13 protein-coding genes and 1 pseudogene are annotated in these 16,079 nt (G+C 62.9%); 12 read left to right on the plus strand and 2 right to left on the minus strand.

Annotated features, from left to right (window positions below; translation table 11 throughout):
- Together Q0105_RS09160 and Q0105_RS09165 are read left to right on the plus strand one after the other, a co-directional pair.
- Positions 1-480 (plus strand): annotated as a pseudogene (locus Q0105_RS09160) (lysine decarboxylase); the annotation flags it as partial.
- Between the two features lie 214 nt (positions 481-694).
- Positions 695-1,258 (plus strand): fasciclin domain-containing protein, encoded by a 564-nt coding sequence (locus tag Q0105_RS09165; RefSeq protein WP_298210992.1) that lies wholly within the window; start codon positions 695-697, stop codon positions 1,256-1,258.
- 120 nt (positions 1,259-1,378) lie between these two features.
- Here Q0105_RS09165 and Q0105_RS09170 read toward each other — a convergent pair whose 3' ends face one another.
- A complete protein-coding gene (locus Q0105_RS09170) occupies positions 1,379-2,236 on the minus strand; it encodes a DNA ligase (RefSeq protein ID WP_298210994.1) in 858 nt (285 codons plus the stop codon).
- A 77-nt stretch (positions 2,237-2,313) separates the two neighbouring features.
- Positions 2,314-3,114: an enoyl-ACP reductase FabI gene (gene fabI / locus Q0105_RS09175; protein ID WP_298210996.1), complete on the minus strand. Its 801-nt coding sequence runs from the start codon at positions 3,112-3,114 to the stop codon at positions 2,314-2,316.
- Here fabI and Q0105_RS09180 point away from each other — a divergent pair.
- The 10 genes from Q0105_RS09180 (at position 3,113) to Q0105_RS09225 (ending at position 15,969) form a co-directional block, all read left to right on the plus strand.
- The gene (locus Q0105_RS09180; protein ID WP_298210998.1) at positions 3,113-5,041 is read left to right on the plus strand and encodes an extracellular solute-binding protein; all 1,929 of its coding nucleotides are present in this window, start codon (positions 3,113-3,115) and stop codon (positions 5,039-5,041) included. The two genes, fabI and Q0105_RS09180, sit on opposite strands and share 2 nt — an antisense overlap.
- Positions 5,042-5,049: 8 nt before the next feature.
- Complete coding sequence (locus Q0105_RS09185) at positions 5,050-6,063, plus strand: ABC transporter permease subunit (RefSeq protein WP_298211000.1); 1,014 nt, start codon at positions 5,050-5,052, stop codon at positions 6,061-6,063.
- 22 nt (positions 6,064-6,085) lie between these two features.
- A complete protein-coding gene (locus Q0105_RS09190) occupies positions 6,086-7,132 on the plus strand; it encodes an ABC transporter permease (RefSeq protein ID WP_298211002.1) in 1,047 nt (348 codons plus the stop codon).
- Between the two features lie 11 nt (positions 7,133-7,143).
- Positions 7,144-8,775 carry a dipeptide ABC transporter ATP-binding protein gene (locus tag Q0105_RS09195; RefSeq protein WP_298211004.1) on the plus strand — a complete coding sequence of 544 codons (1,632 nt, stop codon included), beginning with the start codon at positions 7,144-7,146 and terminating at the stop codon, positions 8,773-8,775.
- A gap of 17 nt (positions 8,776-8,792) precedes the next feature.
- Entirely contained in the window at positions 8,793-9,407 is a 615-nt protein-coding gene (locus tag Q0105_RS09200; RefSeq protein ID WP_298211007.1) for a hypothetical protein, read from the plus strand.
- Positions 9,408-9,636: 229 nt separating this feature from the next.
- The gene (locus Q0105_RS09205; protein ID WP_298211009.1) at positions 9,637-10,536 is read left to right on the plus strand and encodes a hypothetical protein; all 900 of its coding nucleotides are present in this window, start codon (positions 9,637-9,639) and stop codon (positions 10,534-10,536) included.
- Between the two features lie 21 nt (positions 10,537-10,557).
- A complete protein-coding gene (locus Q0105_RS09210) occupies positions 10,558-11,001 on the plus strand; it encodes a hypothetical protein (protein ID WP_298211011.1) in 444 nt (147 codons plus the stop codon).
- 102 nt (positions 11,002-11,103) lie between these two features.
- The gene (locus Q0105_RS09215; RefSeq protein WP_298211012.1) at positions 11,104-12,327 is read left to right on the plus strand and encodes a hypothetical protein; all 1,224 of its coding nucleotides are present in this window, start codon (positions 11,104-11,106) and stop codon (positions 12,325-12,327) included.
- Positions 12,309-14,513: an ATP-binding protein gene (locus Q0105_RS09220; protein ID WP_298211014.1), complete on the plus strand. Its 2,205-nt coding sequence runs from the start codon at positions 12,309-12,311 to the stop codon at positions 14,511-14,513. Before Q0105_RS09215 ends, Q0105_RS09220 begins: the two co-directional genes overlap by 19 nt.
- Positions 14,514-14,559: 46 nt before the next feature.
- Positions 14,560-15,969: a leucine-rich repeat domain-containing protein gene (locus Q0105_RS09225; protein WP_298211016.1), complete on the plus strand. Its 1,410-nt coding sequence runs from the start codon at positions 14,560-14,562 to the stop codon at positions 15,967-15,969.
- Positions 15,970-16,079: the final 110 nt, after the last annotated feature.

A 16,079-nucleotide genomic window follows, 5' to 3' on the forward strand; every position in this document is an offset into this window, starting at 1 on the left:
CGCATGGGCCTCAAGGACCTGTGCCAGCACGTGCACGAGATGTACGCCAAGTACGACATCGCGCGCCTCACGACCGAGATGTACCTCTCGGACCTCACGCCCGCCATGAAGCCATCGGACGCCTTTGCGCACATTGCGCACCGCACCACCGAGCGCGTGGAGATCGACCACCTGGAAGGCCGCATCACCGTGGGCCTGGTCACACCATACCCGCCGGGCATTCCGCTGCTGATCCCTGGCGAGGTGTTCAACAAGAAGATCGTTGACTACCTCAAGTTCGCCCGCGAATTCGCCAAGCTGTGCCCCGGTTTCGAGACCGATATCCATGGCCTGGTGGAGGTGGAAGACGAGAACGGCCAGGTGCGGTATTACGCCGACTGCGTGGCCGATGGCAAGACCAGCAAGAACCCCAAGCCTCTGGCGACGGCCAAGAACCTAGTGCAGCTGGGCGACGACGGCCCCTACGGCCGCACCATCTGATGCCCACAGCCTTTTGATGGACCGTGCACTGTGGGGTGCACCGGCCTGTTCATCGCCCAACGCCCTGCGGCCCGTGTCGCAGGGCGTTTTCTTTTGTATCTGAGCCGTTGCAAATTTTCTGAATCCAGGCGGCAGCCCTGGGCGTATTGACTGGTAGCCGTGTGCATTCCATGCGGTGTGAGACATCCCTTCATTACTTTCAGGAGATTCCCCCATGCGCAATTCTTTCAACGCCCGTATTGCTACTGCCGGTTTGCTGGTTGCCCTGTCTGCTGGCGCGGGGCAGGCCATCGCTGCCGACGTGATGGTGGGCGGGGCGCCCATGCTGGCCAGCAAGGACATCATCGACAACGCCGTGAATTCCAAAGACCACACCACCCTGGTCGCTGCCGTGAAGGCCGCCGGGTTGGTGGAGACGCTCAAGGGGCCTGGGCCTTTCACCGTGTTCGCACCGACCAACGCTGCGTTTGCTGCGTTGCCCGCAGGCACCGTGGACAATCTGCTCAAGCCCGAGAACAAGCCCGCGCTGACCAAGGTGCTGACGTATCACGTGGTGGCTGGCAAATGGGACGCTGCTGCGCTGTCCAAGATGATTGCCGACGGCAAGGGCATGGCCAGCATCAAGACCGTGGCCGGTGGCACGCTCACCGCCAAGGCCAACGGCAAGACCATCATGCTGACCGATGAAAAAGGCGCCATGGCGAAGGTCACCATCGCCGATGTGTACCAATCCAACGGCGTGATCCACGTGGTGGACAAGGTTCTGCTGCCCAACTAACCGAGGCGCTCCTGTGCCCCTTCATTCACTTGCCTGCAGGCTGATTGAAGGGGCGTGCCGTACCGCGTGGCGTGCCGTGATGTGATGCGCTGGCGCGGATGCTCCGTTCGGAGCGCTTCATCAGCGTGCGGCAGGCATCTCTTCACGCACGCGCACAAAGCTCGCGAAGCGCGGCAGTCCGCCCGGATGCGTGCCGCGAAAGCGGTAGGTGACCCAACTTCCCACGGGAGGAGGGTCGAGCCGCTGAGAGTCGCTGAAACCTGCCCCCAGCTTGAATCGCTGCCCCGACGGCATTTCCACCAGCAGTGCACCCAGGCGGCCTTCGTGCCGCCCATTGCCCGGAAGGTGGGCCACCACGCGTGCCTCGGTGTCTTCGTGTGTCTTGACCTTGACGAGGTCATCGCTGCGTCCGCCTCGGTACAGCGAGGCGCCCCGGTGCAACATCAGGCCTTCGCCGCCCGCGCGAACCGTGCGTTGCAACAGGGCCTGAAGCGCAGTATCTGATGTCACTCGCCTTTGCTGCACCGCCTGCACCCAGGGCTGCCCTATCGTGGCGACCAGCGCATTCAGCGCCGGTATGCGGTCGTCAAAGGTGCCGCCATGCTGGGGCAGATCGAACACCATGAACTGCATCTGCTTCCATGCCGCATCATCGGCACGCTGCTGGCGTGTGGTGGATTGCGCATGGGCAAAACGACCGCGCCCGGCCCAGAGCTCGCCATCCATGGGTGTATCAGGCCAGCCTGCCGTGAACCACGCCGGTGCGATCACGGTCTCGCCGCCGCGGGTGCGCAGCGTGTGGCCGTCCCAGTAGCCGCGCACGCCGTCGTATTTCTCGCTGACCCAGTACGCATCCAATGGCAAGCCCGGCCGGTACACGTTGGCCAGCAGCAGGGCTGGCGCATCGGCCCCGTGGGCTGGCAGCGCGGGCAAGGCACTGGCCAATGCCAACCAGACCAGGCAGCTTCTGCGAAGCATTTGCTATTAAATATATAGCTGCTAGCGCTTGATCATCAAGCGCTAGGGCCAGTTTTGCTTGAAACCCCGTGGCCAGGTTAGACCTGATCGGCGCTCAGGCCTGCGGTCTGGCTGAAGCCACCGTCCACATAAGTGATCTCGGCCGTCATGCCCGAGGCCAGGTCGGACAGCAAAAAGGCCGCCACATTGCCCACGTCTTCAATCGTCACATTGCGGCGCAGGGGCGAGGCATCGGCCACGCGGCTGAGCAGCTTGCCAAAGTCCTTGATGCCGCTGGCGGCCAGCGTCTTGATGGGGCCTGCGCTGATGCCGTTGGCGCGGATGGCGCGGCCGTCTTCGGTGCGGCCCACGGCTTCGGCCAGGTAGCGCACCGAGGCTTCTAGCGAGGCCTTGGCCAGGCCCATGGTGTTGTAGTTGGGGATGGAACGCAGCGCGCCCAGGTACGACAGCGTCAGCAGTGACGACTTGTCGTTGAGATAGGGCAGGGCTGCCTTGGCCATGGCCGGAAAGCTGTAGGCGCTGATGTCGTGCGCAATGCGAAAACCTTCGCGGCTGAGGCCTTCGAGGAAGTTGCCCGCAATCGCCTCGCGCGGCGCAAAACCGATGCTGTGCACAAAACCGTCGAACTTCGGCCAGGTTTGCGAGAGTTCGGCGAACATGCGCTCGATCTGCTCGTCGCTGGCCACGTCGCAATCAAAGATCAGTTTGGAGTCGAACTCGGCGGCAAAGTCGGTGATGCGGTCCTTGAAACGCTCGCCCACGTAGCTGAAAGCCAGCTCGGCGCCTTGCGCATGGCAGGCCTTGGCGATGCCGTAGGCGATGGAGCGGTTGGACAAAACACCCGTGATGAGCAGCTTCTTGCCGGTCAGAAAACCCATGTTTGTTCTCCTTGTGGAATGGGGGACGCGCCCCGCTGGCGCGCTGCATGTGGTTATGCGCTATTCGCTACGGTGGCCGATGAAGGTAGTGCAGAATTGTCGCATGCGATTTTTGATGGTTTTCCTTTTGCTTTGCAGTGTCTTGCCCGCATGGGCCGTGCATGGCATGGGCATGGGATATGAGCCCAAGTACCCAGTCGGCTTCCTGCACTTCGACTATGTGCGGCCAGATGCGCCCAAGGGTGGGCGACTGCAGTTGTCGGCCAGCGGCAGCTTCGACAAGCTCAATCCTTTTACCCTTCGCGGGCAGGTGGCTGCTGGCATGGGTTACAGCGGCAACGGCTTCGTCTTTGCAGAATATGGATTGGTATTTGATTCGCTCACGACGCCTAGCGAGGATGAGCCATTCAGCCGGTATGGTTTGTTGGCTGAAGACATATCCCTGGCATCAGACAAGCTCAGCGTGCAGTTTCGACTGAATCCCAAAGCCAGATTTTCCAACGGTGATCCGGTGCTCGCGCAGGACGTCAAGTACTCGTTCGACACTTTGACCAGCAAGCAGGCATCGCCCACCTTTCGGGCCTATTGGGCAGATATTGCCCAGGCGGTAGTGGTAGACCGGTTGACCATCCGCTTTGATTTCAAGCGCCGCAATTCCGAGCTGCACATGGTGATCGGTCAGTTGCCGGTGTTCTCTAAGGCCTGGACTCAGGGCAAGACCATAGATCAGATATTTTTGGAGCATCCGATTGCCAGTGGTCCCTATGCGATCAAGCACGTGGATTTGGGTAAGTCCATCACCTACCAGCGGCGCAAGGATTACTGGGCGGCTGATCTGCCTGTTCGCAAGGGTATGTTCAATTTTGACGAAATCCAGTACCTCTACTACCGTGATCGGCTGGGTGAAGAAGAGGCGGTCAAGGCCGGTGATCTGGATGCCTTGGAGGAGAACTCCATCAGTGCCTGGGTGCGCCGCTACAAGGGGCGTCGATTCGATTCCGGGGAGTTGGTGAAGGACGAGATTGCGCACAGCCGTGCTACGGGCATGCAAGGTATCGTGATGAATCTACGGCAGCCCCGGTTTGCCGACCCGCGAGTGCGTGCAGCCATTTCGCTTGCTTTTGACTTCGACTGGCTGAACAACCGCGTGTTTTACAACCGCCGTGCCCGGACCCAGAGCTATTTTCAGAACTCTCCAGATCTGATGGCTGGCGAAATGCCTACTGCGGAGGAACTTCAGATCGCTGCGCGCTTGGAGCAAACTCCGGCGCTGCTAGCGGCCTTGCGTGACCCTGTGGTTCGCCCTGCGAGCAGCGGAGGCACTGCCGAAGGCCTTCGAAAGAACCTGCTTGAGGCACAGCAGTTGCTTCTTGATGCGGGTTGGACTTTTCGGGACGGTGCTTTGCGCAACAGCGCCGGTGACCCTTTTGTCATGACCATCATGATTCCGGATCGCGGCTCGGAGATCGTGCTAGCGCCCTATGCCCGCAACCTGGGAAAGATCGGTATCGAGTTGCGCTACCGCCTCAGTGATGCAAGCCTCATCAAGAAACGGTTGGACGATTTCGATTTTGACTTGGCCATCAATATCCTGGGTGGATCATCCAGTCCGGGCAACGAGCTCTACGACGATTTTGGTTCCACGTCTGCAGACGAGAAGGGGAGTCAGAACCTCTCCGGCATTAAAGACAAGACCATCGATCAACTGATTGAGGAGATTGTCAAGAGCCCTGACCGCAAGGCAATTGCTGCCGGTGCGCGCTTGCTTGACCGCTATCTGCGGCACCAGCAATACGTGGTGCCCATGTACTACGGTCGCCAGTTTTTCATCGCCCGCAAAAACTACCTACAGCACCCCCCAGCTCTGCCTCCGCACATGCTGGCTGGCTCATGGCTGCTGACCATGTGGTGGCGTGAGCAACCCTGAAATTCGCCATGGTCACCTACATTTTTCGTCGTCTACTGCTTATGGTGCCCACCCTGCTTGGGGTGTTGGTGATCAATTTTGCCGTCATCCAGTTTGTTCCTGGTGGTCCTGTAGAGCAACTCATGTCGCAGCTCACCAACAAGGAAAACTCTTTGGGTAACGGACAGGGCGCGCGTGCATTGACCCCTGCGCAGGTGAACGAGATCAAGGTCATGTATGGCTTCGACAAGCCAGCGCATGAGCGCTTTGGGCAGATGCTCAAGCAATATGCCCAGTTCGATTTGGGTCAAAGTTTTCAGCAGCGCAAGGATGTCTGGGGGCTTGTCAAGGAAAAGTTGCCCGTCTCCATCAGCCTGGGCCTGTGGACCTTCTTCATCAGTTACCTCGTCGCCGTGCCCCTGGGCGTGGCCAAGGCCGTGCGGGCTGGGTCGCGGTTCGATCTGGTGACCACCTTGCTCATTCTGGTGGGCTACGCCATCCCCGGCTTTGTGCTGGGCGTGGCGCTGCTGGTGATTTTTGGCGGGCAACTGCAGTGGTTTCCGCTGCGGGGGCTGACGTCTTCCAACTGGGATGAGATGGCCTGGGGTGCCCGCATCGTGGACTATTTGTGGCACATCACGCTGCCCGTCACGGCCATGGTGTTGGGCAGCTTTGCCGTTACGGCCATGCTGACCAAGAACGCGTTTTTGGAAGAAATTCGCAAGCAATACGTACTCACCGCCCGCGCCAAGGGGCTTTCCGAGCGCCAGGTGTTGTGGAAGCATGTGTTCCGCAACGCGCTCATCCCCATCGTCACAGGGTTTCCAGCGGCCTTCATCGGCGCGTTTTTCACGGGCTCGCTGCTGATCGAAACCCTGTTCTCGCTCGACGGCCTGGGCCTGCTTAGCTACGAGAGCGTGATCCGCCGCGACTACCCGGTGGTGTTGGGCACGCTGTATCTGTTTACGCTGATCGGCCTCGTCACCAAGCTCATCAGTGACCTTTGTTATGTGTGGGTGGACCCGCGCGTGAAGTTTGACTAGCCCGAGCGCACCCATGGCCCCGATGAGTTCTGCTTCCGCATCGCCTTCGCTTTCCCCCTCGCGCCGCGCCTGGCTGCGCTTCAAGCGCAACCGCCTGGGCTATTGGAGCCTGTTGGTCTTCTGCGCCCTGGTGTTGCTCAGCCTGTGTGCCGAGCTGGTCAGCAACGACAGGCCGCTCATCGTGCGCTACGAGGGGCAGACCTATTTCCCCATGCTCAAGGACTATCCCGAGAAGACCTTTGGCGGAGACTTCGAGACGCCTACGGACTACCTGGACCCCTTCATCAAAGAGCGCCTGAACACGGGCAATAACTGGGCGCTGTACACCCTGAACCCCTACGGCCCCAACACGCTCAACTACTTTGCCAAGGCGCCCAACCCCTCGGCACCCACGCGTGAGAACTGGCTGGGCACGGACGACCGGGGGCGCGACCTGCTGGCACAACTGCTCTACGGCTTTCGCGTGAGCGTGTTGTTTGGCCTGGCGCTCACGGTCACCGGTGTGCTGTTGGGCATGGTCACCGGTGCCATCCAGGGCTTTTTTGGCGGCAAGATCGATCTGGCCTTTCAGCGCTTCATCGAGATCTGGGGCTCCATGCCCGAGCTGTACCTGCTCATCATCTTCAGCGCCGTGTTTGCGCCCAGCATCGCGCTGCTGCTCATCCTGCTGTCGTTGTTTGGCTGGATGGGGCTGTCGGACTATGTACGCGCCGAGTTTTTGCGCAACCGCCAGCTTGACTACGTGAAGGCCGCGCGCGCGCTGGGCGTGAGCAACACCCAGATCATCTGGCGCCACATCCTGCCCAACAGCCTGACGCCCGTGGTCACCTTTTTGCCGTTTCGCATGAGTGGCGCCATCCTGGCGCTGACCTCGCTGGATTTTCTGGGCCTTGGCGTGCCGCCCGGTACACCGTCGCTCGGCGAGCTGCTGAACCAGGGCAAGAACAGCATTGATGCGTGGTGGATTTCGTTGTCCACCTTTGCGGTGCTGGTCACCACCTTGCTGCTTTTGACCTTCATGGGCGATGCGTTGCGTGACGCCCTCGATCCACGAAAGGCCGACCAGTGACTCCTTCGGCCATGACATCCCCTTTGTTGTTGCAGGTTCAGGACCTCCACGTTCGTTTTGGCGCCAAAGAAGTGGTGCGAGGCGTCAACTTCAGCATCGCTGCGGGCGAAAAACTCGCGCTGGTGGGCGAATCCGGCTCGGGCAAAACCATCACCGCCTTGAGCCTGCTGCGCCTGGCGGGTGATGCGGTCATCACCGGCCACGCTCAACTGCAGGGGCGCGGCGACCTGCTGGCACTGACCGAACGCGAGATGCGCGGCGTGCGCGGTGGGGACATCGCCATGGTGTTCCAGGAACCCATGACCGCGCTCAACCCGCTGATGACCATTGGCCTGCAGATTGCCGAAATCCTGCAGCTCAAAAAAGGCCTTACCGGCGCCCAGTGCGCGCAGGCCGCCATCGATCTGCTGGCGCAAACGGGCATCCCCGAGCCTGCGCGCCGCGCGGGCAGCTACCCCCACCAGCTCTCGGGCGGCCAGCGCCAGCGCGCCATGATCGCCATGGCCCTGGCCAGCAGCCCCAAATTGCTGCTGGCCGACGAGCCAACTACCGCGCTCGACGTGACGCTGCGCGGCCAGATTCTGGATTTGCTCAGTGATTTGCAGCGCCAGAACGGCATGGCGGTGCTGCTGATCACGCACGACCTGAACCTGGTGCGCCGCTTTGCAGACCGCGTGGCCGTGATGGAGCAGGGCGTGCTGGTGGAGCAAGGCCCCGTGGCCGAGGTGTTTGGCACACCCCAGCATGCCTATACACGCCGCCTGATCGCCAGCCAGCCCCGCCGCGACGTGGCCGAGGTCGACCCGCCCGCAGGCACTCCCCCGGTGGTGCAGGCGCAGAACCTGCGCGTGGTGTACCCCACGCCGCTGCCCGGTATCCGGGGCTGGTTCAAAAAAGGGGAGTTCGTGGCCGTGCAGGGGGCCACTCTGCAACTGCTGCCAGGCCAGACGCTGGGTGTGGTGGGCGAGTCTGGCTCGGGCAAGTCCACATTGGCGCAGGCCATCCTGGGCCTGCTGCCCAGCACCGGCGAGCTTCAGGTGAGCGGCCAGGCATGGCAGCAGCCCGCTACGCGCAACACGCCCGCCAACCAGCAGTTGCGCCGCCGGGTGCAGGTGGTGTTCCAGGACCCGTTTTCGTCGTTGTCACCGCGCCTCACGGTCGAAGAGATCGTGGGCGAGGGCCTCAGGGTGCACGAGAGCGCGATGGCCACGGCCGAGCGCCGTGCGCGCGTAGAAGCCGCCTTGGAAGAGGTAGGCCTGGCTGAGGCACAGTACCCCCGCCTGCTGGAGCGTTACCCGCATGAGTTTTCGGGCGGCCAGCGCCAGCGCCTGGCCATTGCCAGGGCGCTCATCGTGCAGCCCCAGGTGCTGGTGCTCGACGAGCCCACCAGCGCGCTGGATGTCACCATCCAGCAGCAGGTGTTGGGCCTGCTGCAGCGCCTGCAAAAAGAAAAGGGCCTGAGCTATTTGCTCATCACCCACGATGTGGACGTCATCCGCGCCATGGCGCACGACGTGCTGGTGATGAAGGACGGCGCCGTGCTTGAAAGCGGCAGCGTGAACGCGGTGCTGGATGCACCGCAGCACCCCTACACCCAGCGGCTGGTGGCTGCAGCCGAAGGGGCGACGGATGTTGTTGCATAGACGCTGTCGGAGCCCGCGTGCCTGAACCCATGGTCCCCGCGCAGCCGCCAGAGGCCCCGCTCGCGGAAATCGCGGGCATCTATAGCCAGGCCAATGCCTGGGCAGCGCCCGGCCAGTGGATCACCGCCTTGCACATGGGGCCCGAGCACTGTGTGCTGGCAACGGGGCAGAACCCCGCAGAGCAGCCTTCCGTGGTGCTGACGCTGGCCCTGGGCACCCAAAAAACAGCGCGAGACTTCTTCTGCGCCAGCCTGCCCACACCGCTGGAGCTGGAGACCGCCATCGCCTCGGTCGAAGACGAGGTCTATGCAGCCTATGTGCGCCACCGTCAGTGGGTGCCTGAAGGGGCCACATCCCTGCTGTGCTCCACCGACCTGGCGTTGCACGACCTCGCCACCCTGGCGGGCATTCCAGAGGGGCATGCACGCTTGCTGTCGCTCGATGCCATGGAGCGCCTGTTCAACCGGCTTGCCGCCGTGGCACAAGGCAGCCCCGCCGCACACCAGGGGCTGCCCGCCAGCCCCGCCTTCGCTGCCGCGCTGCTTGTCTTGCGTGAATTGATGCACCACATGCCCTTTGCTGCCATCACTTTGCTGGATGGGGCGGGGGGAAGTGTTGATCGAGCGCAATAAAAAATGGCATCTGGCGCTTGATGGTATTGATAATATTGCTACCAAAGTGGTAGCAATTTAGAGTTGAAAATTAAGGCCAGACGCTGCCTTGCCTTTGCGTGGTGGACGCTTTGTCAAGCGCGCCGGCAGTGCCTCTGGACAAGCTGGCGTGGGACGGTGCTTTGTGCATCGGTAACAATCGGTTTACTTCAAAACCACCGGATTGCACCCTGCACAGCACCTTCGAACCATGTCCCAAAACGCCCATACCCTGCACCTTTTTTTTGAAGACCCGATCAAACTCAAGCTCAGCCAACTGGTGTACCAGTACCTCGCTGCAGGCAACACCGAACAGGCGCAGCGCTGGGCAGACAAACTGGGGGGCGCGGACTTAGAGGCCCTGTGGGACGTCGAGTGGTTCAACCAGGAGGTGTCTGCCAAGCCCTCGCACTTGACGCTGAACTTTGACACCGGCACCCACGACGACCCGCCGCTGCGCACCCTGGAAACGCTGTTCGCCCACGGCCTGAAGGCGGCCGTGCACGAGGTGTTCTACGACCAGGTGGGCGAGACTGAGCGTATGCATTTCGACGAGGGCCTGTGGGTGTCGCGCAAGGCCTTCTTTGACAAACACCCGCAGCGCCGCTCCATCGTGGAGCCGCCAGATCCGGACCGTGAGGCCGACGGGGAGTCAGGCGACGATGATGAATATGCCTGCTCCAAAGACCCTGGCAAGCCGGTGCCGGTGGCCAAGTTGCGCAAACAGGAGGCCCAACGCAAGCAGGAAGCGCAGGAAGCCGTTCAGGCCTTCATTGGCATGGCCAAGGAGATGCGCGAAAGCGGCACGTCGCCCGTGCAGGGGCTGATTGGCGTGATGCTGCTGCGCGCCGGGTTCAAGGGCTTGTTGCAGGCCATCGTCTTCACTGTGGTCACCGTACTGCTGTTCAAGGGCCTGTGGCTCTGGCTGGGCCTGGGTTTGGTGCTGGCCATCGTGCTGCCGCTGTACTACATCATGGCTGAGTACAGAAGCATCCATGGCGATGACGCGGATGACGAAGATGAGGATGAGGATGAAGACGACGAAGAAGATCAAGAAAGCGGCCAGGAAGGCGATGGCGCCAAGCCAGCTACCAGCAACGCCGACCGCTGAACCCGAGGGAGAGACTCAAAAATGCTGACACAAATCGAATGGTGGGGCGGGTTGATCTTCGTGCTGGGCGCGCTGACCTACCGGCTGGTGCTGGGCTCGCTCGAAAAGGAGGAAGAGGGCTTTGACTGGTACCGCTGGCAGATGCATGCTTTCTTTCTGTTGCCCGCAGTGGTGCTTGCCGCGTACTTCTATCCACTGGAGAGCCGGGCACTGCAGTACGGCTACCTGGGCGTGCTCGGGGTGTCGCTGGTGCTATTGGTGGTGATGCTGGTGCAGGAGATCACGGGCGACGGTGCCGAGGATGGCGCGGACAAAACGGCCAAGGCTGAAAAAGCCCAGGAAGAAGACGAGAACCCCGGCTTGTTGATGACGGTGGTGGGTTCCATGGTGCTCTACAGCCCGGTGCTCGTGGCCTGTGCCCTGGGTGGCTACAAGGCCTGGCCGATGGTGCAGCAGATGCTGTAGTCGGCCAAGGGGGCTGCGGCGCGGGACCGTCCCTGCGCACCTGTCGGCCCTTTCCCTCTTTTTTCTTCTTTTCTTTCTTCTCCGCCACGTACGCCTTCGCCCATGGTTCACGATTCCTTCTCGGAGCTCTTATCGCTTTACATGCGCCGCATCCGCGCCAGTGCCTCCGGGGTGGCCACCGAGATCGGCCTGAGCCGCGAGGCCGTGAACAACTGGCGCAATGGCCTGTCGGCCCCCAACCCGCGCTCGCGCGACCGCGTGGTGGCCTGCACGCGCTACCTGCGCCTGACCGAGACCGAGGCCAACCGCTTGCTCAGCGCCGCTGGGTTCGAGCCTGAGTTTCCACTGCAAGCCGAGTCTTCGGATGCGCCGCCTTTTGCCGCGTTTCAAGACCGTTTGTTCGCGCAATTGGCGCAGGCCGTGCCGTACCCCATCTCGCTGCTGCTGTCGCCCGCGCATTGGGGGCAGCCGCCGTTTCGGATGGAGCTGCTGCAGCGCGCCAGGGTGCAGTACGGCGAAGGAGCGGTGCTGCACATTCAGCCGCCCTACAGCGTGAGCACCGTGCCCGCTGAATACTTTGCCGCTATCGGCCGCCAGTGCGGGCTCGGTGATGTGGCGTCCGATTACGAGTTCGAATCCGCGCTGGAGCGCCGCCTGCTGGCGGGTGAGCGCCTGTTCTGCCTGGTCAGCCGATTCGAGCAGGGCACGCCCGCACTGCGTGAAACCCTGGCGGGTATCTTGCGCAGCCTGAGCGAGATGCACAGCGGCCGCCTTCACCTGCTGCTGTGCGGTGGCGAGGCGCTGGCCGACCTCAAATACCGCAGCGGCGACTTGTCGCTGCTCAACATCGCACAGGTCAACCACTGGCCCGACCCGTCGTTGGATGATCTCACCCAGTTGGCCCACCGCCGCGGGTCTGGGCAGGCTTGGCCGCAGCCCGTGCTTGTGGCCTTGCAGGAGGTCAGCGGAGGCCACCCTGCGTTGTTCGAAGAGGGATTGCAGTGGCTGGTGGAGCATGGCGTGGATGAGGTGCACGCGCGCTCTGCCACGCTGCGCGCCCACCTGGCCAGCAGCCCGCGCCTGTGGCAAACCTTTTTGCCGCTGGCCCAGGCGCCTGCCACCCGTCAGCGCCTGGCGCAACTGCTGCAGGCCGATGCATTGGGCCGTGCGCGCCCGTACCTGCAAGACGACGAGCTGCGCCGCCTGTTCTGGGGCAACCTGGTCCATGTGCGTGGCACGGGCGATGCCGCGTGGCTGCATTGGCGCAGCCCCGCCGTTCGCGACGCAGGCCTCATGGTGCTCGAATCATGTTCCTCGGCCGCATGATGAGCCTGCTGCTGTCCAGGCCGGTGGTCCGTGCGGTGGTGATCGCGGCCATCACGCTGTTCGTGGGCAGCGCGCTGCTCATGCCCAAGCTCAACCCGGTCACGCGCGGCTCTGTGCTCGGCGCTGAGAATGCGGGCATCGTTTGGGGCGAGCTGGTGCAGTGGCGCGTGGCGATGATGCAGGCGCACCATGAGCTTGATGCCTGGCCCAAGGACATCCACAAATACGCGCCGCACCTTGGCAACCCGCAACTGCGCGTCACATCGCCCCGGCCCTATGTGCTGCAGGCCGATATCGCTAACAACTCCGACCTGGGCAAGCTCGCGGGCACACAGATAGTGGTGGAGCTCAAGCCCGGCACGACCACCTGGAGCTGCCGCCCTGGGCGCCCGCCTATCCCTATGGGCTACCTGCCCATCAACTGCCTGGAAGGGCAGGCGGATGACTTCGCGCCCGTTCCGCCGTTCGAGCGCGACCCGTTCGAGGGTCTGCGCAGGCTCATCTACTGGTGTGCTGGCATCTTTGTCGCGGGCGCCGTGGTCTGGGTGGCGCGCCACCCGCTGCTGGGGCCTGCGCAATTGCAGCCCGCGCGCCTGCGCCGTACGCCGATGGCGCGGCTGCCCCGGCTGGACCGCTTGCTCGGCTGGGTGGGGCGGCGCGAGGCCACGCTGCTGGCCGCCGACATCCGCATGGTGGACTGGCGCCGCGCAGTGCTGTGCGCGCAACCCGGTGCGCCCGAGGGCGCGGCGGGCCTTGTGCGCGCGCTGGCCGAGCGCGTCTCGGCCCGCAGCCAGCCCAGTGCAGACTGGGCGCTGCCGGGGCTGGTGTTTGAATGGCAGTTTCCGGCCGATCTTCCAGTGTCGCTGGACCGCTGCCTCGTCTTTGTGCCCACGCCCGGTGTGGACGAGGCCACCGTGCTGCGCCAACTGCGCGCCGCGCAGACCGGCAGCGACGTACTGCTCATCCTGAGCGAACACAGCGTGGACACCCCTCAGCCGCTGTTGCAGGCCCATGGGGACGATCGCGCCAACCTGCATGTGGTGGTGGACAGCGCGAGCCAGACCGAGTGGCTGGTGGGCGGTGAGGCGCTGCAGGTGCTGCTGCGCCTTTTGGCGGCGCAACTGCGCATCACGCGCATCTCGCCCTACCAGACACGCGGCGGCGTGACGCGCGAGGGTTCGTTCTTTGGCCGTGCCCAACTGCTGGCCCGCGTGATCAACCGTGAGCCCGCCAACTACCTGGTGGTGGGCGGGCGCCAGCTGGGTAAGAGCAGCCTGCTCAAGGCCGTGCAGCGCCGCTTGCACGGCCATCCGCACACCGTGTGCCACTATGTCTCGCTGCGCGATCACCGCCTGGCACCGCGCATGGCGCTGCAGTTCGGCCTGCTCGCCGACACGCCGCTCGAAGCCATCGTGGACCATTTGCAGGCGCAGTACGAAGGCAAGCGGCTGTACTTGCTGATCGACGAGGCCGACCTGTTCTTCCGCGACGAGTCGAGCAACGGCTACGTCCAGCTCTCCACGCTGCGTGCGTTGAGCGAAGAGGGGCGCTGCTGGTTCATGCTGGCAGGCTTTTGGGACCTGTATGCCACGGCCGTGCTCGACTACCAAAGCCCTTTGCGCAACTTTGGCGAGGTACTGGCCATTGGCGGCCTGGAGCGCACCGCTTGCCGCGAACTGGCCACCGAACCCCTGCGCAAGTTGCGCCTGGGCTTTGACAACGAGCGCCTGGTGGACCGCCTGATCGACGCCAGCGGCCAGCGCGCCAACCTGGTTGCCATCCTGTGCCAGGAGTGCCTGGAGGCCCTGCTGCCTGGCGAGCGCGTGATCGAAGCCCGCCACCTGACCCAGGCCCTGGCCTCGCAGGCCGTGCAGGACGCCCTGGCCGGATGGGGCCGCCTGAGCCAGGACGAGGCCGCTTGCCGCCTCGACCGCATCGTGGTGTACCAAACGGCCCAGCAGGGGCAGACCAGCCTGGTGGCGCTGGCCCAACTACTGCTGGACGACGGCATCAGGGGCGATGCGCAGGCGTTGCGCCAGTCGCTGGCGCGGCTGCAACTGGCCTATGTGCTGCGCAAGCACGATGCCGACTACCGCTTTGCCATCCCGCTGCTGCAAGACCAGTTCGAGCCTTCCGAGGTGGAGCTGCTGTTGCACCAGGAGCTGGCGGCGCTGGCGCGCGCATGAGCGGTTGCATTTGCCTTTTCACTTTCTTTATCTCAGCTGTTTTGCCATGACCAAGAAATCCAAGTGGACCGATCGCATTTACCGCCCCATCAGCGTGCTCAACCATGCCGATGGCTTGCATCTGGAGAAATTCACCGACGAAGACCTGGACCAGATCGCAGGCTGCGACGACGTTTACGACATCCATCTGCGCAGCAACCGCACGGCGCAGCCCGTGGATATGTCGCGTCTGGCGCACATCACGGGGCTCAGGACCTTGAATCTGGAGCGGATGAAATTCACCAACCTCCAGGCGCTCAAGGCCTTGCCTCACCTGCGGTTCCTAATCGTCGAGAACTGCGATTTCAAGGACCTCGAAGCCTTGAATGGCTGGCCGGCGCTGACCACGCTGTTCTTGCGGCGCAACAAGCTGGGGCGTTTTCCGGTGGGGCTCGATCTGCCGCAACTCGATTGCCTGCTGTTGGGCTACGAGCTCATTACAGACCTCGGTTTTGCCGCCAGCTACCCCCAGTGGAAAGAACTGAACGTGGGCTATAACAAGGTCACCGACCTGTCGCCCTTGGCCACCTGCACCTGGCTGGAAAAGCTGAACGTGGCGAACAACCCCATCACCACCCTGGCTCCGCTGGCGGGGCGGCGCTTCAAGCGGCTGCATGTTGACAACGCCTTGTGCGGCGAGAGGGCTGCATTGCAGCTGGAACTGCCGGAAGAGCCCTATGAGCGGGATGCGGACAGCATCGAGGCCTCGCGCATCGCGCGGCTGATGGAAGCCAAGGACTGGCCGCAGGTCTATGCCATTGCCGACAACGCCATGCTGGGCAAGGCGTTTTCGTACCTGGTGCACGGGCACGCGGAGGCCGAGATGATTCGCGGCGCTCTGGCACACCCGGCGCCGGGCGCGTTCGAGTCCATGGTCGAGAACGGCCTGCGGCCTCACTATTCGGCGGTGGCAGATCTGGTGGTGGACATCTTCAGCGAGTTTGGCGAGCGGTTGATACCGCCCATGGCTCGCGCCCTGCACACCGCGCTCAACCGGGCGACCTACCTCGAAGCGTTTTACGCGGGCAAGCTCGACCAGGAGCACTTCACCATCGCGCAGATTCTGGAGAACGTGGCGGGACCGGCCTACATCGACTTGTTTCTGACATTTTTCAACCTGCGCGAAGACTTCTCGCAACAGCACCTGCGTCTGTACAAGTGGCTGCTCGACGTGGTGGGCAAGACCCAGTCGCCTTTGCTGGTCGGGCCGCTGATCGATTTGCTGCGCTTTGAAAAGCAGGTGATTGGTGGCGATGCGGCTTTCATGAAGAAAATCTTCAAAGCCATTGGACAACTGGGTAGCAAGGGCGATGCCGCAGTACTGGCCAGCCGCTTCGACGTGGCGGCCGAGACGCGGCCCGACGTTGCCAGCGCCTACCAGGCCACCATGGCGCGGCTTGGTAAGAAGAAGGTTTGACAGCCTGACCCGCCCAAGGCGCGGCTGCAGGCCATGGATCGTGTTTTTTTGAATAAAATTGGGGATTGCTCCACAGGTATTGATATCTGAGGCCATCGATAGCACAATGA

It is taken from the genome of Acidovorax sp. (genome assembly GCF_027492855.1).
GTDB lineage: Bacteria > Pseudomonadota > Gammaproteobacteria > Burkholderiales > Burkholderiaceae_C > Acidovorax.